Annotated in this window: 23 protein-coding genes; 11 read left to right on the top strand and 12 right to left on the bottom strand. The window is 36.1% G+C overall.

The window, feature by feature from the left end; genetic code table 11:
• Positions 1–4 precede the first annotated feature (4 nt).
• From yaaA to dnaA, 4 genes are all read right to left on the bottom strand, one after another.
• Positions 5–232 carry a S4 domain-containing protein YaaA gene (gene yaaA, locus IV36_RS02465; RefSeq protein ID WP_010078014.1) on the bottom strand — a complete coding sequence of 76 codons (228 nt, stop codon included), beginning with the start codon at positions 230–232 and terminating at the stop codon, positions 5–7.
• A 349-nt stretch (positions 233–581) separates the two neighbouring features.
• Entirely contained in the window at positions 582–2,207 is a 1,626-nt protein-coding gene (locus IV36_RS02460) for a malolactic enzyme (RefSeq protein WP_056990630.1), read from the bottom strand.
• 291 nt (positions 2,208–2,498) lie between these two features.
• Positions 2,499–3,635, bottom strand: coding sequence for a DNA polymerase III subunit beta (gene dnaN, locus IV36_RS02455; protein ID WP_056990629.1), 1,137 nt, complete (start codon positions 3,633–3,635; stop codon positions 2,499–2,501).
• A gap of 169 nt (positions 3,636–3,804) precedes the next feature.
• Complete coding sequence (gene dnaA, locus IV36_RS02450; protein WP_056990628.1) at positions 3,805–5,160, bottom strand: chromosomal replication initiator protein DnaA; 1,356 nt, start codon at positions 5,158–5,160, stop codon at positions 3,805–3,807.
• Positions 5,161–5,671: 511 nt separating this feature from the next.
• Here dnaA and rpmH point away from each other — a divergent pair.
• The 3 genes from rpmH to yidC all read left to right on the top strand — a co-directional run bounded on the left by rpmH (position 5,672) and on the right by yidC (position 7,075).
• Entirely contained in the window at positions 5,672–5,806 is a 135-nt protein-coding gene (gene rpmH, locus IV36_RS02445; RefSeq protein ID WP_010078018.1) for a 50S ribosomal protein L34, read from the top strand.
• Positions 5,807–5,870: 64 nt separating this feature from the next.
• Entirely contained in the window at positions 5,871–6,212 is a 342-nt protein-coding gene (rnpA, locus tag IV36_RS02440; RefSeq protein WP_010078019.1) for a ribonuclease P protein component, read from the top strand.
• 29 nt (positions 6,213–6,241) lie between these two features.
• Positions 6,242–7,075, top strand: coding sequence for a membrane protein insertase YidC (yidC, locus tag IV36_RS02435; protein ID WP_056990627.1), 834 nt, complete (start codon positions 6,242–6,244; stop codon positions 7,073–7,075).
• Between the two features lie 217 nt (positions 7,076–7,292).
• On the opposite strand, the gene IV36_RS02430 is transcribed toward yidC, so the two are convergent.
• A complete protein-coding gene (locus tag IV36_RS02430; protein ID WP_056990626.1) occupies positions 7,293–9,200 on the bottom strand; it encodes a M13 family metallopeptidase in 1,908 nt (635 codons plus the stop codon).
• Between the two features lie 57 nt (positions 9,201–9,257).
• A complete protein-coding gene (locus tag IV36_RS02425; protein ID WP_056990625.1) occupies positions 9,258–10,112 on the bottom strand; it encodes an aldo/keto reductase in 855 nt (284 codons plus the stop codon).
• Positions 10,113–10,421: 309 nt separating this feature from the next.
• Here IV36_RS02425 and IV36_RS02420 point away from each other — a divergent pair, with 309 nt between their 5' ends.
• On the top strand, positions 10,422–10,868 hold the full coding sequence (locus IV36_RS02420; protein WP_056990624.1) for a MarR family winged helix-turn-helix transcriptional regulator: 447 nt from the start codon (positions 10,422–10,424) through the stop codon (positions 10,866–10,868).
• Positions 10,869–11,092: 224 nt separating this feature from the next.
• Here the strand turns inward: IV36_RS02420 and lrgB are convergent, their stop codons facing one another.
• From lrgB to IV36_RS02400, 4 genes are all read right to left on the bottom strand, one after another.
• Positions 11,093–11,815 (bottom strand): antiholin-like protein LrgB, encoded by a 723-nt coding sequence (lrgB, locus tag IV36_RS02415; RefSeq protein ID WP_056990623.1) that lies wholly within the window; start codon positions 11,813–11,815, stop codon positions 11,093–11,095.
• Positions 11,799–12,275: a CidA/LrgA family protein gene (locus IV36_RS02410; protein ID WP_056990622.1), complete on the bottom strand. Its 477-nt coding sequence runs from the start codon at positions 12,273–12,275 to the stop codon at positions 11,799–11,801. The genes lrgB and IV36_RS02410 overlap by 17 nt, the downstream gene beginning before the upstream one ends.
• Before the next feature lie 124 nt (positions 12,276–12,399).
• Positions 12,400–13,128 (bottom strand): LytR/AlgR family response regulator transcription factor, encoded by a 729-nt coding sequence (locus IV36_RS02405; RefSeq protein WP_056990621.1) that lies wholly within the window; start codon positions 13,126–13,128, stop codon positions 12,400–12,402.
• A 344-nt stretch (positions 13,129–13,472) separates the two neighbouring features.
• Complete coding sequence (locus IV36_RS02400; RefSeq protein WP_056990620.1) at positions 13,473–13,946, bottom strand: MerR family transcriptional regulator; 474 nt, start codon at positions 13,944–13,946, stop codon at positions 13,473–13,475.
• A 180-nt stretch (positions 13,947–14,126) separates the two neighbouring features.
• On the opposite strand from IV36_RS02400, the gene IV36_RS02395 reads away from it, so the two are divergent.
• Together IV36_RS02395 and IV36_RS02390 are read left to right on the top strand one after the other, a co-directional pair.
• Positions 14,127–15,608, top strand: a complete 1,482-nt coding sequence (locus IV36_RS02395) for an MDR family MFS transporter (protein WP_056990619.1) — start codon at positions 14,127–14,129, stop codon at positions 15,606–15,608.
• Positions 15,608–16,354 (top strand): DUF4811 domain-containing protein, encoded by a 747-nt coding sequence (locus tag IV36_RS02390; RefSeq protein WP_056990618.1) that lies wholly within the window; start codon positions 15,608–15,610, stop codon positions 16,352–16,354. The genes IV36_RS02395 and IV36_RS02390 overlap by 1 nt, the downstream gene beginning before the upstream one ends.
• A gap of 185 nt (positions 16,355–16,539) precedes the next feature.
• On the opposite strand, the gene IV36_RS02385 is transcribed toward IV36_RS02390, so the two are convergent.
• Positions 16,540–18,273 carry a sensor histidine kinase gene (locus tag IV36_RS02385; RefSeq protein ID WP_056990617.1) on the bottom strand — a complete coding sequence of 578 codons (1,734 nt, stop codon included), beginning with the start codon at positions 18,271–18,273 and terminating at the stop codon, positions 16,540–16,542.
• A 176-nt stretch (positions 18,274–18,449) separates the two neighbouring features.
• On the opposite strand from IV36_RS02385, the gene IV36_RS02380 reads away from it, so the two are divergent.
• Genes IV36_RS02380 through IV36_RS02370 form a run of 3 tightly spaced genes read left to right on the top strand, consistent with a single transcriptional unit; the run spans position 18,450 to position 19,909 of the window.
• On the top strand, positions 18,450–18,878 hold the full coding sequence (locus IV36_RS02380) for a MerR family transcriptional regulator (protein ID WP_056990616.1): 429 nt from the start codon (positions 18,450–18,452) through the stop codon (positions 18,876–18,878).
• Between the two features lie 18 nt (positions 18,879–18,896).
• A complete protein-coding gene (gene gloA2, locus IV36_RS02375; RefSeq protein ID WP_056990615.1) occupies positions 18,897–19,283 on the top strand; it encodes an SMU1112c/YaeR family gloxylase I-like metalloprotein in 387 nt (128 codons plus the stop codon).
• A 29-nt stretch (positions 19,284–19,312) separates the two neighbouring features.
• Positions 19,313–19,909, top strand: coding sequence for a TetR/AcrR family transcriptional regulator (locus tag IV36_RS02370; RefSeq protein ID WP_056990614.1), 597 nt, complete (start codon positions 19,313–19,315; stop codon positions 19,907–19,909).
• Between the two features lie 88 nt (positions 19,910–19,997).
• Here the strand turns inward: IV36_RS02370 and IV36_RS02365 are convergent, their stop codons facing one another.
• On the bottom strand, positions 19,998–20,366 hold the full coding sequence (locus tag IV36_RS02365; RefSeq protein WP_056990613.1) for a PaaI family thioesterase: 369 nt from the start codon (positions 20,364–20,366) through the stop codon (positions 19,998–20,000).
• A 53-nt stretch (positions 20,367–20,419) separates the two neighbouring features.
• Between IV36_RS02365 and menB the strand changes: the two genes are divergently transcribed.
• Positions 20,420–21,241: a 1,4-dihydroxy-2-naphthoyl-CoA synthase gene (menB, locus tag IV36_RS02360; RefSeq protein ID WP_010078037.1), complete on the top strand. Its 822-nt coding sequence runs from the start codon at positions 20,420–20,422 to the stop codon at positions 21,239–21,241.
• A gap of 28 nt (positions 21,242–21,269) precedes the next feature.
• Positions 21,270–22,712 (top strand): o-succinylbenzoate--CoA ligase, encoded by a 1,443-nt coding sequence (locus IV36_RS02355; RefSeq protein ID WP_056990612.1) that lies wholly within the window; start codon positions 21,270–21,272, stop codon positions 22,710–22,712.
• The last annotated feature ends 161 nt before the right edge of the window (positions 22,713–22,873 follow it).

The raw sequence follows: 22,873 nt of genomic DNA, 5'->3' as shown, positions 1-22,873 counted from the left end.
AGGCTCACTTGGCCTGTTTAGAACGCATTGAAAATTTACCTACTGAAGGGATGTTAACTTGATCACCCGCATAAAGTTTTCGGCCTCTTCGATTATCCTGCTCTCCGTTGACCCAAACTTCATTTTCTTGCAAAAACCATTTAGCCTGTCCACCGGAATCAATTATTGAAGCTATTTTGAGCATTTGTCCCAAAGTAATATACTCAGTTTTTAGAAGAATCTCATTATCCAACAGATTTCACCAACTTCCTCATTTAACCTTAATTATAAACTTCTTTATAGCAAATAACAATCATATAAGGGCCTATTATGCAGTATAAGCTATTTTAAGGTCTGTTAATATAAAGAGACTATATCTGGTTTAAAACCCACAGATTTGTATTTTTCGGCTTTTTAAGCCTATTTCGAGCAAAGCAAAAAGGAGTTAGGCCAAAAATTAAATTTTGACCCAGCTCCTAATTTATTCTGTATAAACGTACTCGTACCCCATAAGCCAAAATTCTCTACCTAACATTGAAGTACGTGCTATTTTTGTAATTCCGTGTTAGTATTCAAATTTTTATCAGCTTGTATTTTCTTTTTTAGTATTCAGGAGCCCACTTCATATCGGCAACAGCCTTTTTTGCATCGGTAATTTCTTCACGGTTCAATCCTTGCGAAACAACACTTTCAGCAGTTGCTTCAGCTATGATTTGTGAGAATTCTGTAAGTTGTGAGACTGGTGGCAGTACTGCTGCACCAGCTGCATCTGCATCAACTAATCCACCAAGTGCATGAATTGCTGCTGAAATCGTTTCTTGTGTTAAACGCTTTGCTGTGGAAGCAACCAAACCGAAACCTAATCCTGGATAAATCAAGGCATTATTTCCTTGTCCAATATGATAAGTGACACCATTATATTCAACATCTGCTGCAGGAATTCCCGTTGAGATAAGTGCTCTCCCATCAGTCCATTTAATCAAATCTGCTGCCTTAGCTTCTGCTAACTTGGTAGGGTTTGAAAGTGGGAAGATAAGCGGACGTTCTGTATGTGCAGCCATTTCTTTGACGATTTCTTCTGTAAATGTTCCCGGTTGAGTAGATGTACCAACCATAGCAGAAGGATGTACTGCTTTAACAACTGCTGCTAGATTTGTTAATTCATCTGCATTTGCAAATTCCGAACGATCACGTGTAAATGCTTTTTGAGCAGGCGTCAAATCAGGAGTGTCGTTGAATAAAAGACCTTGCTTATCAACCAAATAGAAGTGCTTACGTGCTTCTTCTTCCGTTAGTCCCTCTTGAACAAGTTCAGTAAAGATTTGATTAGCAATACCCATCCCTGCTGTACCTGCACCGAATGTTAAAAATTTTTGATCCTTTAGTTCTTGTTTCGAGATTTTCATGGCACCAATCGCTGCTGCTAAGACAATCATCCCAGTTCCTTGAATATCATCATTGAAAGTTGCAATTTTGTCCTTGTAACTATCTAAAATAACCTGTGCATTTGCACGGCCAAAATCTTCAAAATGAAGAAGTGATTCAGGGAACACTTTTTGTTGTGCTTCTACAAACTTATCAATGAAGTCTAAGAAAGGTTTACCAGCAACACGTTCGTGACGGTTTCCTAAATACATAGGATCATCAATTAATTTTTGGTTATTTGTACCTGAATCAATACTTACTGGCAATACTTGAGCTGGATTGATTCCCGCTGCGGCTGTATAAACCATCAATTTACCAACTGCGATGTCAACACCGTTGACACCCCAGTCGCCCATACCTAAAATACCTTCAGCATCTGTAACGACGATTAAGCGAATATCGCGGCCGTCAGAAGCATTCTTTAGTGTGTCTTCAATATCCTCGGGATGGTCAATCGATAAAAATGCTGCTTGTTGTGGATTCGTGTAGATTTCGTTGTATTGTTCAATTGAGTCAGCAACAACTGGATCATAGACAACGGGCATAAATTCAACAACATGCTGGTCCATCAGATGATAAAATAATGTAACATTTTCATTAAAAAGATTCATCAGGAAAATTCTTTTTTCAAGAAGACTTGGTTTACTTTGAAATTGAGCATAAGCTTGCGCTGTTTGTTCTTCAATTGTTTGAACTTTACTTGGCAGAATTCCCACCAAGCCTAATTTTTCACGTTCTTCTCTTGTAAAAGCCGTTCCCTTATTTAAAAAGGGATTACGCAATACTTCATAACTTTTTAACATAGATCAACTCTCCTTATTTTGACTATTTTTTATTGTTCACATATGCACATAATTAATATACGTGTGCACTTCAAATATAGTCAAAATCTAAATCAATTATAAATAAATATTATATGTAGTGAGACAGACTATTAATTTTTATCATATTGCCAGTAAAAATGGTATTTAACTGCTGATAGTCAAAGAATCAGAGCGTTTATGGGACTATAAAAATATACAGAATAAGGGCTAGGTCAAAAATTAACTCTTGGCCTAGCCCTTACTTTTCTTGGGATTTTTATTTATTTCATTTTAGTACGTTCTAACCGGCGTAATTAACTGAATAAAATGTTCTTGATCTTCACTAGGTACCAATGTAAATGGTCGCAAAGGAGCATTAAATGAAATTGTAATCGTACTTTGTCCAAAGGATCTTAGTGCATCTTTCATGTAGTCAGGATTGAATGAAATTTCGATATCATTACCTGACAGTCTTTGAAATTTTAATTCTTCTTCAACATTACCTATTTCAGGTGAATTACTATAAATTGTTGCCTTTTGATTTTCAGTATCCAGTGCCAATTTTACAACATTGTTTTGACCAGCATGGGATAACAGCGAAGCTCTTTCGATTGAAGCAAGAAATTCGCTTGCATTAAAGTCGATTTCAGTATCTGAATCTTTTGGAATCAAACGATCTGTGTCTGGATAATTTCCTTCAAGCAGGCGTGAATAAAAGGTCGTGTTGTTGAACTTAAATAATACTTGATTTTCAGATATTCTCACTTCAACTTGAGCTGCATCTTCTCCAATCATTTTTGATAACTCACTGAGTGATTTACCAGGTATGATGATGTCATAAGACACATTGTCTGCTGCTATTGCAATTTTACGTTGGCTTAGACGATGACTATCTGTTGCAACTGCAGATAATTGACCGTTTTTAATAGTTAAATGAACTCCTGTAAGAATTGGACGACTTTCCTGTGTCGAAACAGCAATAACAGTTTGTCCTATTATCTGTTTTAAGACATCACTTTCAAGATTTAAAGTATCTTCTGTTGTGACTTCTGGTAAATGAGGATAATTTTCTGCATTCAGTCCCTTAATTGAAAATGATGCGTTTCCTGATAGAATTTCTGTTTGGTAATTCTCAGTTACTTCCAAGGTAAGAACATCCTCAGGAAGTTTCTTTATGATTTCACTAAATATTCTCGCAGTTAAAACAACTTGTCCGGGTTCTTCAACTTGTAATTGTGCTTTATCATCTTCAGCAGGAATAAATGTCTCAATTGAAATATCGGCATCACTACCTGTAAGAGTCAGTCCCCTTGCTTCTAGTTTCAATTTTAATCCTGTTAATATAGGTATCGTTGTCTTTGTCGAAATAGCTCTTTGGACATCTGTCAGACTTTTGATGAATTCAAGTCGATTTACTGTAAATTTCATGAAGTGCCTCCTAAGTGTATATATATTAATTATAAAAGAAAATAGTAATAGTAGTAGGGCCTGTTGATTCTGTGGAAAACTAAAGAGTAGCTAGAAATCTAAAAGATATGCACATGTGTATATCTTGTGTATAAGTACGTTTTTTGTTCACAGTAATTCACAATTGCTCTTATTTTTTTAATTTGCCTTTTAAGTCATTAACTTCACGTTGTAATTCTGCATCGGTACTCAATGCGCCTGAAATCTTTTCGTGAGCATGGATCACGGTTGTATGATCTTTCCCTCCAAATTCATGCCCAATCTTAGGTAGAGAAGCATCTGTAAGTTCACGTGCAAGGTACATAGCTATTTGGCGAGGAATTACAATGTTTTTAACTCTTTTCTTTCCCTTTAGATCACTGATTGATATGTGGTAGTACTTTGCTACTTTGTCTTGGATAACTGAGATAGAGATTTCATTTGACTTTCCATTGAGCTTTAAGTTCTTCAAAGCATCAGCCGCCAAACTAGTTGAGATTGGGAGATGGGTCATTGAAGAATAGGCTTGTACGCGAACTAATGCGCCTTCCAACTCACGAATATTTGAATCAATTTGGCCAGCAATATAGCTTAACGTGTCATCAGGAATAGCCAAATCATCAGCATCAGCCTTGTTGCGAAGAATTGCAATTCTGGTTTCAAGATCAGGGGGTGTTATATCAACGGATAATCCCCACTTAAAGCGAGATACAAGTCTTTTTTGCAGCTTAGGAATTTCATTTGGTAAGCGATCTGACGAAAGAACAATTTGTTTTTTGTCATCATATAATGCATTGAAGGTATGGAAGAACTCTTCTTGCGTCCCTTCTTTGTCGGCAAAAAATTGAATATCGTCTACTAAAAGTAAGTCAACACTGCGATATTCTTTACGAAATTCCTCTTGACGTTTTGTTTGAATTGAATTAATGAAGTCATTGGCGAAAGCCTCGCTAGTGACGTATTTGACTGTTGCTTGCGGATTATTAGCCAACATCTGGTGACCAATTGCGTGCATTAAATGGGTTTTGCCTAAGCCAACACCACCGAAAAAGAAAAGCGGGTTGTAAAGAGCACCAGGTTCTTCTGCAACTACAAGTGCTGCGGCATGTGCCATTTGGTTACCCTTTCCAATAACAAAAGTGTCAAAAGTATACTTTTCGTTTAGTTTAGTCTCGCGCATAAAGGTTGGGCGTGAATCAACTAACTTAGTATTGTTTTGAGCTCTATTACTGGAAAAGTTTGAAGAAAGTGGATTGGGTTCCTCAGGTAACTTGGCGATCACCGTGATTGTCTGACCGATCGAGTCAGCAACGAGAGCGACAACTTGTTTGCTTAAGTTTGCTTTCCAATAATCTTTATGTAAGGCAGTCGGGACTTCGATAACAAGTGTTTGAGATGAAAAAGCTATCGGCTTGACGGCTTTTAGCCAAGTATTATAGCTGATCGTAGATAATTTTGTTTTGAATTCATCACAAATGTATTGCCATAAGGTTTCAAGATCAGGCACATAGATACCTCCTTTGTTGTAACGTTCATTATAATAGTCTAGCATTTTTTTCAAAAGTTTTCCACAGGTATGTACAAAAGAAAGGAACAAAAGGCACAGACTGTAAATTGTTTATCCACAAGGCAAAAAATGAAAACCACGTTTTATTATTTTCATGACTTATCCACAGTGAGCTTGCGAGTAAACTTTGTTGATATATCAATGTTTTCAAAAGTTTTCAACAGTTGAAAGTTTGTTTGTGGATAAACTATAAACAGCTTGTGTATTGGTGTAAATCTATGTTGAACTCCTTGTGGAAACAAAACAAGGATAAAAAAGAAATCCACAGGAAAAAGCTTTTTTCTATTACTTTTGTGGATAACTTTGAAGAGTACTTTCTCAAAATAACTTTAACCCGTGAATAATCTATGATAAGATATCTTGAGTAGATAGGGGTCTTGACAAAAACTGTTTTTTTTAGTAATATTTTCGGTATCATTGTTAAGTGTCTATCAAGGAGGTGGAAAATCTAATGAAGAGAACATATCAACCTAAGAAACGTCATCGTCAAAGAGTTCATGGCTTCCGTAAACGTATGAGTACAAGTAACGGTCGCGCTGTTTTAGCACGTAGACGTCGTAAAGGTAGAAAAGTATTGTCTGCATAGGCCACTGACCGTCAGTGGTCTTTTATTTTGATGTAGATTTTTAGACGACACATGGAGATGGATTATGCGAAAATCATACCGTGTCAAAAAAGAAGCAGATTTTCAAAAAGTATTCATGCAAGGGAAATCTGTTGCAAATAGACAATTTGTTGTTTATGTGATTGATAAACCAGATCAGTTGCATTTTAGGGTAGGGATATCTGTAGGAAAGAGAATTGGAAATTCAGTAGCACGTAATTGGGTTAAGCGAAGAATTAGACAGAGCTTGACAGAACTAAAACCTAATTTACGGCAAGATTGTGATTTTATAATCATTGCTCGTCCGCCAATTTCTGGTGTGTCGATGGCTGATACCAAGAAGAATTTAATGCATGTCCTACGTCTAGCTCATGTTTTGCTGAAATAGCTTGTGACTTGTGAAGTGAGGGGAATGTAGTGAAAAGAACAAAACGTATTCTCACATTATTATGTGTTGTGGGACTGGTTTTTATTTTAAGTGGTTGTAGTACATCAACAGTAACTCAGAATAGCTCTGGTATATGGGATCATTACATAATCTGGAGTTTTATCCAAGCAATCGTATTCTTAAGTAAGATTTTTGGTAATAGCTATGGGTTAGGCATAATTGTGTTTACAATCATTATTCGTATCATTCTTTTGCCGCTTATGTTTTATCAAATGAAGAGCATGAGAAAAACAACTGAGTTACAGCCGCAGTTGAAAGCACTGCAAAGCAAATATTCTACAAAGGATATGGAAACACAGAATAAGTTGCGTGCGGAACAACAGAAATTGTACGCTGAAGCTGGTGTTAATCCAGTTGCTGGCTGTCTGCCAATGGTAATTCAGATGCCTATCTTAATTGCTTTGTATCAAGCCATTTTGAGATCGGATGTTTTGAAGAGCGGGACTTTTTTATGGATGAAACTTGGAGATAAGGATCCATATTTTGTCTTACCTATCTTAGCCGCAATATTTACATTCTTAACTTCTAAGTTAAGCATGATGTCACAGCCCGAACAAAATGGGATGACAACTGCGATGACGTATGGAATGCCAATATTTATCTTAATAACTGCAATTTCTTTACCATCAGCGTTATCACTTTATTGGGTGATAGGAAATGCCTTTTCAGCGGGACAGACACTGTTAATAAGTAATCCATTTAAAATTAATCGTGAACGTGAAGAAAAGAAAAAAGTTGAAAAAGAAAAAAAGAGAGCTATAGAAAAAGCAAAACGAAGAGCTTATAAGAGTAAAAGAAAATAAGCTTCGATTTTAGGTCATGAATCTAAAGAAATTCCCCATAATTGTTAGATAGTTAAGTCTAATAATTATGGGGAATTTCTTTTACGATCAAATTTGCTTATCTATCCATATCTCTTTTATTGAAAATGGTAGCAAAAGCGTCATAGCATTATCAAAGAGCTTCTTCTTAATTGAGCTCTCAAGGTTTAATAAAAAGATAGCAAGAGAAGCAGCAGATTTACCAGATTACAACTCGTTTTTCTTCTGGTAGATACATACCATCTCCTGGGGAGATATTAAATGTTGAATAAAAATCAGCCAAGTTTTGAGGTTGGATGTTTGCTCGCAGTTCATGAGGTGCGTGTACATCAATATTAAGCAGCAATTTCTGTCTTTCTAATGATGACTTAAGACACCATACTCTAGCCCAGTTGAAGAAGAATTCCTTAAGGTTCACATCCTTTTCTTTCTTTGCAGCCTCAAGAGCACAACTTAGACCACCAACATCGGCAATGTTTTCTGAGACAACTAGTTTACCATTTACTTTGCCAGCAGGAGTCTCAAGACCATCAAATTCAGCAATCATCTCATCAGCTAGTTTTTGAAAATGCTCTAGGTCAGAGTCGCTCCACCAATTATTTAAATTACCGAATTCATCGAAATGAGAGCCATTATTATCGAAAGCATGCGAGATTTCATGGGCAATAACTGCACCAATTCCACCGAAGTTCTCACTTGATGATTGACTTAAGCTATAAAAGGGTGCCTGTAAAATCGCGGCAGGGAAGACAATGATGTTGTAAGAAGGATGATAATAGGCATTGACAGTAGATGCGCTCATTTCCCATTCAGTGCGGTCTACGGGTTTCTTCCACTTGTTGTAGTGGTCAATGATTGATAAACGAGTGAACTTAAGAGTATTGCTGAATAATTCGTTTCCCTCAACAATAAATTTCTTGTAAATTTCTTTCAATTTGTCAGGATATCCTACTTGAATGCCAAGCTTTTCTAATTTTAGGATAGCCTTCTTACGTGTTTTTTCTCCTAGCCAATCATTATCTTGTAGACGTTCTTTGTAGACATTAATCATTTTTTTAACCATGTCGGTCACATCCGCCTTCGCTTCTGGTCCGAAATACTTATGGGCATAATATAGACCAACGACCTGGCTGTAGACATTAACAGACTTATAAAAAGCACTCTTTTGAGGTGACATAGGTTCTTTGCTTCCAGAGATAGCTCTAGAGTATTCACCAGAGATAACTCTTGCTTCATCAGAAACTGAAGAACTCACGGATAACAGGGTTCGAGAAAGGAGCCAACTGCGCATATTATCGAAGGCTTCAGGCTTAATGATTTTGTCAAAAGCTTCATAAAACTTTGGCTCAGCAACAATAACTTGATCAGGATCATCATGAATCAGTGCTTCTATATATTTTTTCAAATTAACATTATCACTAAATTTCAGAAAATCAGTAAAATCATACTTGTTGTAACTCTTTACATAGTCTGCTAACTCGGTACTGTCTTTTACATAAGGTACAATTGACCTATCAAAAGCAAGTGTTCCCGCAATTATCTTATTAGTAGCATCTTCAGTGTAACCAGCAAGTTTAAAAAGTTTCGCCAGCATTTTAGTATAGATGTCAAGGAGTGCCTTTGAAGACTCATTACCATCTTCATAGTAAGTTTTATCCGGTAAAATCAAACTGGGAACATCCGCAGTGAGCGCATAAGCAGTCGTGTTTTTCATATCAGGTTCAAGATAAATTGAAAAGGGCATCGGATAATCTGCTAGAGTTAATGAGCCCAATTGTTTTTCCCAAGATTCAAAAGAGTCAAGCTTCTCAATCACTGATAAGTAATCTTTGACTGGTTTAAAACCGTCAGCATCTCTTTTTTTAAAGTCAGAAGTTAAAGCATAGAACTTTATAAATTCTTTTAAATAAGGATCTGTTACTTGATCAGGATCTGCCAACATCTTTCCGAAATCAGACATCAATATTTTTTCAATATTATCTGCTAAATCTGCAAAACCACCAGTAGATGATTTATCTGAAGGGATTTTGGCAGTTTTCAGCCATTCACCGTTCACTGCTTGGTAAAGATTGTCTTTAATTAAGTCTTTATTTACTGTTTTTGTCATAAATACGCTTCCTTTTTTCAAACTGAATGAAAAATCCGAACCTAAAGATAATTTAATCTAGAATTCAGCTGTATCGGGATCTGAGACATAGCCAACAATATCCTTCAAACTGTCAATTGTAGACATATCAGGTGCAGATAATTCAAAATCAAACAAATGAGAATTTTCTTCGATTCGATCTTCATGAATTGATTTAGGTAGAGGTAAGAAACCATGTTGTAAAGACCAACGAAGACAGATCTGAGCAACTGTCCTGTTATTTTTTTCAGCAAGTTTTTTCATTGTCTCATCTGTAAAAATCTTTCCTGTACCCAAAGGACTGTAAGCTTCTAGCAAAATGTCCTCACTCTTACAATAATTGATAAGTTGTGCATTGTAATCTCCAGGACAGATTCGAATCTGGTTGACCATTGGCTTAACTGTCTGTGTCTCTTTCAAAATATCAAAATGATGTTTTTTAAAATTGGAAACACCAATAGCTTTTAGCTTTCCTGCCTTATATGAGTCTTCTAAGGCGCGCCAAGTATCTTGTAGATGTTTTTCCCAATCAGCATCACGAAACATCTTGGGATTTGGCCAATGAATCAAAAAAAGATCTAGGCTTGAAACTTGAAGATCTTTCAACGATTTTTCAATAGCTGCGGTTGCTTTTTCATAACTGTGAGCAGAATTAGACAGCTTACTTGTTATGAAAAGACTGTTGCGGGAAACGCCGCTTTCTTTAATAGCTGCTCCAATACTTTTTTCATTTCCATACATTTCAGCAGTATCAATATGGCGATACCCTGAGGATAGTGCAGACTTCACGGCTACTTTTGCAATTGCTCCATCAGGTGTTTGCCATGTGCCGAAGCCAACAATTGGTATCTTTATACCGTTATTTAAAGTATAAGTATCTATCAAACTTTTCATCGAAAAACCTCGCTTCCAAGTATTTATAAACTACTGGTACCATTTTACTACATTACCGGATAATATGGTAAGTTGCGAAACAACTTCAAAATAAAGCAAGAAAGTTAAACGCTTTATTTTACAACTATCATGAAATAAAATGCTATAATAAAAAAGGTAGTGGTAGACATAGTTTTTTGGAAAATTTGGATAAACAGTTTATAAAAGTCTGCTAATAGGATTTTATTTTTTTACTAAAAAAAACATCGGAATTGTGAGTGTTTAATTGTATAATAAGTAACGATATCTTGCGGAAGAAGGAGAATGATGATGGGATTAGATCATAAGCCAGATAAATTAGACGATGAGCTTTGTTTTGCTATTTATACAGCACAAAAGATCTATAATAAGTTTTATGCTAGTGCACTGAAGGAATACAAGTTAACGTATCCACAGTATATTACCCTTTTAACATTGTGGGAGAATGGTGAGCCTATGATGATTAAGGAGATTGGGGCAAAGTTGAGCCTTGACAATGGGACCTTAACACCTTTATTAAAGAGAATGGAAAAAGATGGCTGGATAGAACGTAAACACAGCGAAGAAGATGGGCGTCGGGTTTATATTACCTTGTCGAAAAAAGGTAAGAATAAGAAGTATGAGATTAAAGGTAAGTTAACTTCGTGTTTTGCGAATGTTGACATGACATCACAAGAATATAAAAATGATGTGTCCTTGATAAAGAGCATTGGTAGGAGAATTGATCCAGAAAATTAATGATTTTTAGTCTTTCAGATGTGATCACTGGACATTGGTTAGGTTTTTAGGGCAGAAGGAACATATTCGATAATCTGATTAGGAAAATTATGTGGGAAAAGGTGTGTCGCCTGCATGTGAAATCCCCCCAAAGTTTTTACTTTAACTTTGGGGGGATTTCTTGGTTGCTGCTTTGTAGCAAGCCTCTTCCTAATATTTTAAATTGCAGCTTTCTAATTAAAAAATCACAAGAAAATATGTGAAACTATGGGTACTAATAAATCAACAACTGCACCGATCACAACAACCGCAATGGCTGCCATTGAGCCTTCTACAGATCCCAATTCAAGTGCAAAGGCAGCACCAATTGTGTGACCAGACGTCCCTAGTCCAAGCCCAGCACCAATCGGCTCAGAGCCTAAGTGAAAGATTTTAAAGAGATACTTCCCAAGAGCATAGATAATGACAGCATTTAGAATGCAAGCCATTGCAGTGATTGATGCATTGCCGCCAATTGCAGTTGAGATAGGCAATGCAATTGCGGTAGTTGCTGCTTGAGGAAGCATTGATGCAATGCTGGTATGACTAAGTCCTATAAGTTTTGAAAAAACGATAATCAATACTAAGGAAAGTGTTGTTCCAATCAATAAACCAGCCAAAATATCTTTCCAATATTTTTTAACAATATCATTTCTCTTGTATAAGGGAATTGCAAATGCAATAGTTGCGGGGCTTAAAAACCAGAAAAGAATATCTCCTCCAGGCTTGTAAGCTTTTTGATAAAAGGTGGCGATATTTATATTTAGAAATTTCGAGAGTGCGAATAGTATAAAAATACCCAATAACATTGCAACAAATAATGGCTGAAATAAGAAGAAACCTTTGAATTTCTTGAATAGTTGCTGGCCTATCAGATATACGAACAGCGAAAGAAAGATTCCAAAAAAAAGGTTAGTAAACATTGCCATTGCGATCATCTCCATTCGTTAATTGGGTTTTTTCAGCGTATATTTTCTTTGTGATTATTCTCCGTTGCTTAGTTCTTTCTTGGCGTGTGTGCAAGAAGATAAAGAGACGGGTTGTATACGCTGTGACAACTAATAAAATGATTGTTGAGAAAAAGACGACCAAAACGAGCTGTACACCAGCGGTTTTCATTACGTCTAAGTTAGCTGCGAGAGAAATACCGGATGGTACAAAAAGAAAGCCAATGATGCTGATGAGAAATGCACCTAAAGATTCAACCCACTCAATTCTGATAATTTTAAATGTTAAGAGGGAGTATAAGATTATTAGACCAATAACTGGGGTGGGAACAGGCATTGATGCCGGGAATAGGCTAGAGATAATGTTTGAGACAAAGAGAATAGCTGAGTATATACCCATCTGTAACAGAATAGGAGCTCCATTCTTTTTTGAATTCATCATAAATCATCCTCCTTTAATTATTTTCAAAGCAAGGATAACGTAAGATGATACAAAAAAGTCTAATTTTGGGGTTAAATGTAAAAAAATGGGAGTGAACTGCTTATTTGATGGGATGAATGGAGCGCTACATATTTAGAATAGATTTTAAGCCCTTTAAATAAGAACGTCCCACTGGTATGCGCTGTTTGTTAGTTAATATTAGTATAAAATTGTGATTGAACCAGGGCTGGACTTCAACAATATTATTAATATTAACGATTGAACTGCGGTGAACCTGTACAAAGTTTTGTTGATCCAAGTATTCACGTAGCCATGAGAGAGTTTCATGTGAAACGTAGGTATTGTCCTTTGTGTAAATTGATAGAAGTCCATTTTCAGTGACTGCCGAAACGACTTCATTACTTTTTATTACTACCGTACGATCTTCAGTTGGAATTGAAATAAAACGATTCTTGTCGGGGATTGTAGTTTCATCTTTTGGTTCAGCTCTACTTAAAATAGCCACTTGGGCTTTCTTAATTGCTTGGTTGATTCTAGTTTGTTCAAACGGTTTTAAGATGTAGTCAATAGCATTGATATCAAAAGCCTGAACAGCATAATTTGAATAAGCAGTAGCAAAAATCACAAGAGGAGAAACAGCCAATTGATTGAGTTCATTGGCCAACTTGAAGCCGTTCTCATTATTTAAAGAGATATCCAAAAATAGCAAGTCAATTTTTTCATTTAAGATAATATCGAGTGCTTCTTGGATACTTTCTGCTTGATATGTAGTTGTCACCGCAATATTTTGTTTTAAAAGGAAGTCTAATTCGTTGCGTGCAAGAGGTTCATCATCAATAATAAGTACGTTCATTTTATTTTCCTCCAGAAGACGGTTATGGTAAATACACGGTAATTATACAGCAAAGTCGTCTGTGGGGTGAAGAACAAGTATAACGTTGTACATAATAAAGAAAAATGAAATGATAAAAATTATTGAATAAATCAGTTTGAGATTAGAAGCATAGTGCACAGTTTGGAGAATAGAGATGGACTAAGAATTAAGTTCTGAAAAAACTTCTCGTTTGTTTTGGATAGATTGTGTTCATAATTTAAAAATTCTTCATCTGATTTTGAAATTATTTATTGAAAGGGACTCGTTATGCTCGTAATTTCACATTAGTACCCAAGTATACTAACTTATAACATACTTCTATGCTATGAAAAGTCCTTCAAAATAAGCTTTGCTTTTGCATTTTTTTGAATAACGGCGTATACGTGTTTGCCAGGTACATCATCTATTGGTCCTAGATCTAGCTCATAGCCATCCTGTACAACAGTTACATCCAAAATTCTTTCTTTTAAAAATTGTTTTACAGCTTTGCTCAAAAGACTGTGAGCATTGGTTTTTTGTACGGCCGCACTCAAAGTATAGCCATCATTGATAAAAGATTGAATCATGGATACTTTAAAAAAAGTAAAATGGCTGTATTTTCGATGGCGGCGATCACAGTTCTTCGAATCATCTGTGTCTTCTTCGGATTTTATATAACCTTTTTCTTCCCAATAGCGTAGTTGACGCTGCGAGACGCCTGTTGCCTTTGATATCTCGCCAATTCCTAAAAGAAAGTGTTCATGTTTCAGGATATCCTTGAATCTATCAACGTAAATATTATTTTGTGCACTATCCATAATAGTCCCCTTTGTAAGTTTATATTCAATAATTGTAACTTTTATTACTTATTTGTCAATTAATTTGACAAAGAAAAAAGATGAGTATATGATTTACAAAAGTAAGAACTGTATTTTTTCATATAAAGAAAATTAATACTGAAAATTATTAAATATTTGGTAAAAGGGAGAGAACTTAAATTGGATAAAGCAATTGATCAGAACGGAAATCCATATAATAGAGTGCTTCTCGTGACTTTATTATTGGTTGGTTCGTTTTGTACTGTACTAAATCAAACCATTTTAACAACAGCGTTTCCGACTCTTATGAAGAGTTTTGATATTAATACATCTACTGTTCAATGGCTGTCATCAGGTTTCATGATGGTTAGTGGTGTAATGATACCAATTAGTGCCTGGCTTACAACAAGAATAAATTCAAAAATATTGTATCAAAGTGCAATGTTTGTTTTCTTAATAGGAACAATAATTTGCTATACAGCGCCCAGTTTTAGCTTTTTATTAGCTGGTAGATTGGTGCAGGCTCTGGGGGTTGGTGTGACAATGCCACTGCTTCAGACGCTGATGTTAACGATCTTTCCTGCTAATAAGCGTGGAGCCGCAATGGGAATGGCTGGACTAGTTATTGGTGTAGCACCTGCTATTGGCCCAACACTTTCTGGTTGGGTTATTGACAATTATAATTGGAGAGCTTTGTTTGGGATCTTAATTCCGATTTCTGCAATTGTAGTTATTGCTGGTTTCTGGTTGATGAAGAGTGTCTTACCAACACACAAAGTCAAATTAGATTGGTTTTCGGCTATACTTTCAACAGTCGGCTTTGGTAGCTTACTTTATGGATTTTCTGAAGTGGGTGAAAAAGGTTGGGGAAGTTCAGTTGTCATAGTTGGAATCGTCGTAGGTGTACTCTTTGTTGTAACCTTCGGTATTCGCCAATTACGTTTGGAAAAACCATTCTTAGACTTAAGAGTGTTAAAAAATTCGGAATTTTCAATCGCTGCACTCCTGTGCTCTGTTTTAATGATGGCAATGATTGGTGTCGAAATGGTGTTACCATTATACTTGCAGACTGTTAGAGGTGAAAGTGCTTTTCATTCTGGGCTTACATTACTACCAGGTGCCTTGATGATGGGAATCTTGAGCCCAATTGCAGGTCGTGCTTTTGATAGGATTGGAGCAAAACGTTTAGCGATTACAGGTCTGTTCCTATTAACGGTGGGGACAATTCCATTTATGTTTGTTACGAAGACAACACCGTTAATTTATATAATTTCACTTTATGCGATCAGGATGGCAGGGATAGCGATGTCAATGATGACCGTGACAACTTCTGGGATGAATGCATTGCCTATCAAGATGATGAGTAATGGGACCGCTGTAAATAATACGATTAGACAGGTGGCTGCTTCAGTAGGTACAGCTATTTTAATCAGTATTTTATCAAATGTTACAAAGAATGACATGCCAGCTAAAGCACTACTTAAATCCGATCCGTTGGCTTACAAGAATGCTGCTTTTTCAGCAACTTTAGGCGGATATCACGCAGCATTTATTGTGGCTTTAGGTTTCAGTGCAATTGGTCTCTTAGTTGCCTTCTTCGTAAGTAGCAGTACCCCAAATGAAATGTTGCATAAAAAGCAAGCCGTTGGGGGTGACAAATAATGATAATTTTTAGTTTAATAATCTGTGCGATATTATTATTTGCTTCAATGATTAGTATTGATAAAGCTTTTTTGCGGAATATTCTGAGTATTGTTTTTGCTTTGGGTTTAATAATTTCAATGATTTTTATGATCGAAAATGATCGACATCACTTTGGAATGCATAAGGTGGAGACCGTCAAAAGCAGCAAGTTAGTTTCAGCGGCTTCTTCAAAACAAATTAATTTACTGTTGTACCAAACAGTTGGCACTTCAGGTAAAGAAAAGGTCTATATCTATAAGAGCAAATCAAATCAGAAAAAAGCAACTACAACTAATCCAGATCCTGCGAAGACGCAAAACAAGATCAAAAAGACGGCTGGAACTGCAAAACTCGTTACCAAAACACTAAGGTGGGAATATAAAAACAAGTTCTACAAATTCTGGTTTGGGATCTCAGGTAATGATCACAAGTTAATTCGTCATTACAATACTTTTAAAATAAATGATAACTGGGTAGTCCTTAGTACGCAGCAAGCCAAGAAGTTACAAAAATTAGCTAAGAATGAAGATCAAACAAAGGTCCAGGCTCAGGCTAAGGAATACGTTGAAACACAAGTTAAAGAGAAGCTAACTGCAGCTATGACTAAGAATCCGACTATGTCAGCACAAGAGCAACAAGCATTAACAGCTAAGGCAAGTCTACAAGCACAAAAGGATTTTAAAAAGCAAGCATTGCAGGAGTTAATTAACGAAGCAAAAAAATAATTTATTAGGTATTGAGTCAAAGTAAACTGTCCTAAAATTGCTAAATAAAACTAGCAATTTTAGGACAGTTTTTATAAAGGATACCAGTGAATTAAAATTAAAAAAATATTTTCCATCCTTGGTGTACAAGATCCTGACCATAAGGGATGTAGCTCATTTTGTGGATAGCACTTTGGCTAACTAAATTATATTGTATCTGCCTTATTATTTGGGATATTAATTTGGATTATTGTACCCTTCTCAGAACTTGTAATCTGTAAATGACTCTCATTTCCATATAAACCAATTAGTCTTCTATTCAAATTAACTAGTGCTGTTCCGGTTCCTGTGCTTGATTCGATTGTTTCTTGACCTAAACGTGAGAGCAATTCTGGGTCAATTCCAACTCCGTTATCTTCAACAATAATAACTACATTTTGCTCTGTTTCACGAACAATTATTGTAATCTTGTTACCGCTTTTTCTAATCGGAAATGCATGTCTAATTGAATTTTCGACTAAAACTTGAATGCAAAATGGTGGAACCCTAGTTTGCGGACTCGCAGAAATTTTATAATCAATTATATATTTTTTAGGAAACCTAGTTTGTTCAAGTGAGAGATATGAATTTACATGTTTTTTTTCTTGTTCTAAGGGAATTTCTGTTTCGGAGATTCCTTGCAAGCTTGAGCGAAAAAAGGTGCTCAACTGCATTAGGGAGCTACGGGCTTGTTCAACATTTGTCCGCATAAGTGCACTAACAGTATTAATAGCATTGAAAAAAAAGTGTGGATTTATTTGGGCTTGCAGGGCTTTGATTTCCGCATCACTAATTAATTTTGACTGCTCCTCGGCCATTCCTAAGGCTAGTTGTCCAGAAAAAATCGATGCGAGGCCGATAGCAAGATTTTCTTCAACAGGTGTTAAACTTTCAGCCTTGTTGAAATACATTTTAAGTGCACCAATGGTCTTATTATTAACCTTTAATGGTAGTACTATCGCAGAAGCAAGGGGGCAATCTTTATGTGGACATCCTATTTCATTGCGGTGATAAGCATACCTAGTTTCACCACTAGAAATTACGTGTTTTGATAAATCTGTTAAAACAGCTTGACCTGCAAGATGATGGTCTTCCCCAGAGCCAATGTGCGCAAGGACATTCACTCTATCCGTAATACCGACAGCGTCAAAATTAGTGAATTTTTTGATAATTTTGCAAACTTGCTGAGCCGAATTGATATTCAGACCCTGCCTGAAATATGGAAGAGTTTCATTTGTCAGATTCAATACATTATGGGTTTGTACAGCCATTAATTGTTGTTCGTTTGAAAGATATGCATTCAATATTGAGATGAATACTGAAACACCAATACTATTGAGTAAACACATGGGAATTATAATCAGTTTAACAAGATCTAGGCCGCTGAAAGCAGCAACAAAAGCCATCTGGATGAGTTCAGCAAATAATCCAAGAAGGGCAGCACTGAAAAATGACGGATAAAAGTTGTTTTGACGAAACTTTTTTGACAAAATTCCGATACAGAGTCCAACTAGAGTGGAACTGATAATGTAAAAGAAATCAGAGAAATTTCCCTGAATTACACGGTGTATTCCTCCTAAGAAACCAACAATACCACCAACAAAAGGGCCACCAATTATCCCAGCAACTGTAATTACAAGTGTCCTAGTATTTGCGATAGAATCAGACTGGGGCAAACCAGTTAGAAAGGGAGCTTGAATCAGGGTATTGTCTTTTGTTATCTCTACACCAGTTAGATTGGATATTATAGCAAAAATGGTAAAAATTATAATTAGCGAAATTTTGGCTTTACGTGTTCTTTTGTCGATAAGTTTGCGAAAGAAAGGAACATTAACCAATAAAAATGCTAAAACAAGTATTATTCCAAGCCGTTGGAGTAACAGGATAAATAATGTGAACATTAAGTAAACTCCCTTCATAACAAATGGCGAAATCACAAGGTAATTTTAACATACAGAAATATTTTAATCTATTAGTTGTCAAAAATGCATAAATACATAATTGATTGACAATTTAAGTAAATTAGTTAGAATTAGTCTAAACTATAACGGTATGACTTATGAAGGATGAAGTAGAGATGATGAAAGAAAAATTTTCACTAAAAGCTGATTTGGTGATAGGTATAGGTGATTTGAGTAAGCTGACAGGGGTTTCAACACGCCAACTTCGTTATTGGGAAGAACGAGGATATCTAGAGACGCCTATTACAGAAAAAAATATTACACGAAAATATAAATTTGAAGTTTTCTACAAAGTACAAGCAATCAAGAAGTACTTGGATGAAGGATTTACACTCGCTAAAGCTGCGGAACAGGCTGATCAGCGAAAAAAACAAGTTATAATTTGTAAGAAATTTGTTAATGCTACTTTTGTCGATGTTTCAATAGCAGATGATGAAAAGTTATTTGGTAAGATCGATATGGGGTATGTTGATAAAGAGGAAACACAGCATCTGTACGGAATCGTGGATAAAAATGGCAGTCATTTTGAAATAAATAAAGAATAATTTAGAAGGTGAACTTGAATGATTTTCGAAGGCATTCATCATGTTGCAATAATTTGTCATAATAGAGAGAAAGCACTTAGTTTTTATGTTGAAAAGCTAGGTTTTAAGATTATTTCAGATTATAAAAGAATTGAAAAAAACGATGAAAAGATTGATGTTGAAAAAGAGAACTTACGGTTAGAATTATTTATTAAACCAGATGCCCCTAAGCGTCTATCGTATCCGGTTGGTGAAGGAACAGGTTTAAGGCACTTAGCTTTTAAGGTCAAGAACATTGAATCAATTGTTGAGGAATTGGAAATACAGAAAATCAGAGTTGAGAAAATAAGAAGAGATGACTTTACAGGTGAAAAAATGACATTTTTCTTTGATCCGGATGGATTACCATTGGAGCTTCATGAATAATATTTCCCAGGAAATGAGAGGAGAAAAAAATGGTAGGTACGAAGAATAATCAGAGGGTAATCCAAACGAAATTAATAATTCGCCAGACCTTTCTTAAACTGCTGAAACATAGAAAATTTGAGGAAGTTACTGTAACTGACATTTGTAAGGAAGCAAAAATTACTAGAGGGACATTTTATCGCTATTATCAGAGTACATTTGCATTAATGGATCAGCTTAAGAATAATCTAGCAAAAGAGATAATAGCCTTGATTAAAGAACGATTCGATGAAGCTGACTGGAATATTCTACCAATAATATTTGAAGTACTTAAAAAAAGTGATCCAGAAGTTGTTAAGGTAGCGCTAAACAAGAAAAATGGTAATCAATGCATCAGCAGAATATTTGCATGTCTTAGAGAGGCAATTAGGCCAACAGTAATGCAGGAAATAGAAATGCTGACAGATACCGACTTTGACTATCTTTATGCTTATGTTACTGCGGGAATTTCTGGAATTCTGATACTTTGGGTGGAAAAAGGTATGGATCCAGATACAAGTGTAATCGAAAGAAGCGTGCTTTCAATAATTAATAGAAGTCGGTTTGAAATGGCAAAAGAAATGCCAAACATTCGGGGAATAAGATGATGGTAGGCTTGGTTAGATAGTGATTCAGTAAGGCTTAATTTTAACTTTCAGTATAGATTTATGCTAAAATTGTGAACGTACAAAAATATTATTCTTTAAGGAACGTTGTTGTGACAGTGCTGTAACTGGTCTTGATTTTTTCAGGATAGCTGATCGTCGTAACAGCTAAAACTTGTATTTTTGTTCCGATTTTTATGGGTTCAGCAATGGTTTCAATTCGTCCCGCTTTTACAGCTGAGAGATGATTTGTATTGATATTGACACCAACAGCTACAAATCCTGCAGGGGCGTTTAAATTTGCCAGCATACTAGCTGCTGTTTCGGCAAGAACAGCATTGATGCCACCATGTAGCAAACCGTACGGCTGTTTGTGTATTTTATCAACCTCGAGAGAGAGAACAACTTGTTGTTTGGATGTTTTAACAGTTTTAATGTGTAAATATTCAAGAAGATTCATTTGAAGTGCCTCCAAGATTAATTTATTCTATTGTAACAGAAAGGACTACAAAGATGACAACTAGAGAATGGACTAATGTAAAGAATTATCAAGAAATAATTTTTGAAAGAACTGGCAAAATTGCTAAACTAACAATGAATAGGCCAGAGAAGCACAATGCATTCACACCACTGACTATTGAAGAACTAATTGATGCTTTCACAATTTGTCGTGATGACAGTACAATTGGTGTAATTATTTTAACGGGTGCTGGAGACAAAGCCTTCAGTTCAGGTGGGGACCAGAGTATTCGTGGGAATGGCGGATATGTTGGTTCTGATAAAATTGCTAGATTAAATGTGCTTGATTTACAGCATTTGATTAGAATAATTCCTAAACCAGTTATTGCGATGGTCAAGGGATGGTCAGTTGGCGGCGGTAATATTTTGCAACTAGTCTGCGATTTGACAATTGCTGCTGACAATGCAATGTTTGGACAAACTGGACCAAAGGTGGGCAGCTTTGATGCTGGCTATGGATCAGGATATCTAGCGCGGGTAATTGGGCATAAACGCGCAAAGGAAGTTTGGTTTATGAATCATTGGTACACAGCTGATGAAGCATATGCAATGAACTGGATTAATAAAGTTGTGCCTCTGGATCAGGTAGAAGAAGTAACTCTCGAATGGTGCGATGAGATACTTACCAAGTCACCCACTGCCTTGCGATTTATAAAAGCAGCAATGAATGCGGATACGGATGGTTTAGCTGGTATTCAACAGTTGGCAGGGGACGCTACAATGCTCTTCTATACTACGGATGAAGGAAAAGAAGGCCGAGATGCTTTCAATGAGAAGAGAAAACCTGATTTTGACCAATTTCCAAAATTCCCTTAATAATTAACTGGAAAGGGGAGTCTCTAGTTTGGAAAATTGGTTAAATAAACAAGCATCACTTGTTCCTGATAGAACAGCGCTAATTTTTGAGGATCAGAGTTGGTCTTTTCAGCAATTGAGAGAAGAAACATTGATACTTAATGGTAAATTACAAAATGTTGTTGGCAATTTACACGGTAGGATTGGACTTTTGGCTGCCAATACTTTTGATAGTTACCTCACAATCTTAGCATTACAGGATTTAGGGGTAGAGATAGTCTTACTCAACTTTAGATTAAGTTTGTTTGAACTATCTAAGCAGATTAATATTGCTAAAATCAATCAGGTTTTGATAGATGATTCTTTGCAAGACAGAAATAGTGAACTAGAAAAGTTAGCAGAGGCTGCAGGTGTCAAGTGCTGGAAGCTGTCACAAATAAAACGGCTTGCCGAGCATGAACCTAATGTGGCAGAAGAATATGAAGACGAGCGGGTAACAACAATCATGTTTACCTCGGGGACAACTGGCAATCCACATGGGGTGTTGCAAACATTCAAGAATCATTTCTTTTCAGCAGTAGGTTCCGCTATTAATTTAGGCTTGCAGGCTAATGATATGTGGTTGTGTGCAGTTCCACTCTTTCATATTAGTGGACTCTCAATAATGATGCGTAGCTTAGTTTATGGAATGCCGGTGTTATTAGTTGAACATTTTGAAGAGAAACAAGTAACACGGTTGCTGCAAGAAAAGCAAGTTACCTTGATGTCCGTGGTACCACAGATGTTAAAACGATTATTGGCATTGTTCCCTGTTGAAGGTTACAATCAGAATTTTAGATGCTTTCTTTTGGGTGGGGCAGCAATTGATGAGAAGACACTAAGACAATGTATTGCTTTGAATTTGCCAGTTATTCAATCTTATGGTATGACTGAAACTTGTTCGCAGGTTGTTGCGTTGAGCTTTAGTGATGCGCTAAGCGCGGTGGGCTCAGTTGGGAAACCGCTTTTTCCCGTACAACTTAGAATCGATGAAAGAACAAAGGAAATTGAAATCAAAGCCCCTAACGTGGTGCCCGGATATTTGGGTGACACAAATGCTTATGAAGAAAAAATGACAAAAGATGGCTGGTTTAAAACCGGTGATATTGGACACTACGATAAAGAAAAGTATTTATTTGTTGAAGGGAGAAAGGGCGAGATGTTAATCTCCGGAGGGGAGAATATTTTCCCAGATGAGATTGAAAATGCATACGCTGGCTTTCCAGCAATTACCGAACTTGCAGTTTGCGGCATCCCTGATGACAAGTGGGGGGAAGTCCCAGTTGGATTTTATGTTGGCTGTCAAACTATTTCAGAAAATGAATTAATTGAATACGGTAAGAGAAAATTGGCTCATTTTAAAATTCCTAAGCATTTTGTGAGAGTAGAAAGTCTACCACGAACAGCTAGTGGTAAGGTAAAACGTTATGAATTAGCAAAAAAATTAAAGTAGTTAATATGTCAAGATTCCAACATAATTCTAGGTAGCACTTCTAGAATTATGTTGGAATCTTTTTAATTTAAAAAAATAATAACTAAAATTTTAGCAGTGAAAATAAAAAATGAAATCTTCATCCGTGAATAAAGGAATGACTACCTTTCAGCACAAATGCA

This window comes from Liquorilactobacillus mali (assembly GCF_001437155.1).
In the GTDB taxonomy this organism is placed as follows: Bacteria; Bacillota; Bacilli; order Lactobacillales; family Lactobacillaceae; genus Liquorilactobacillus; species Liquorilactobacillus mali_A.
Note: the sequence above shows the minus strand (reverse complement) of the source record. Positions and strands in the feature narration are given on the sequence as shown.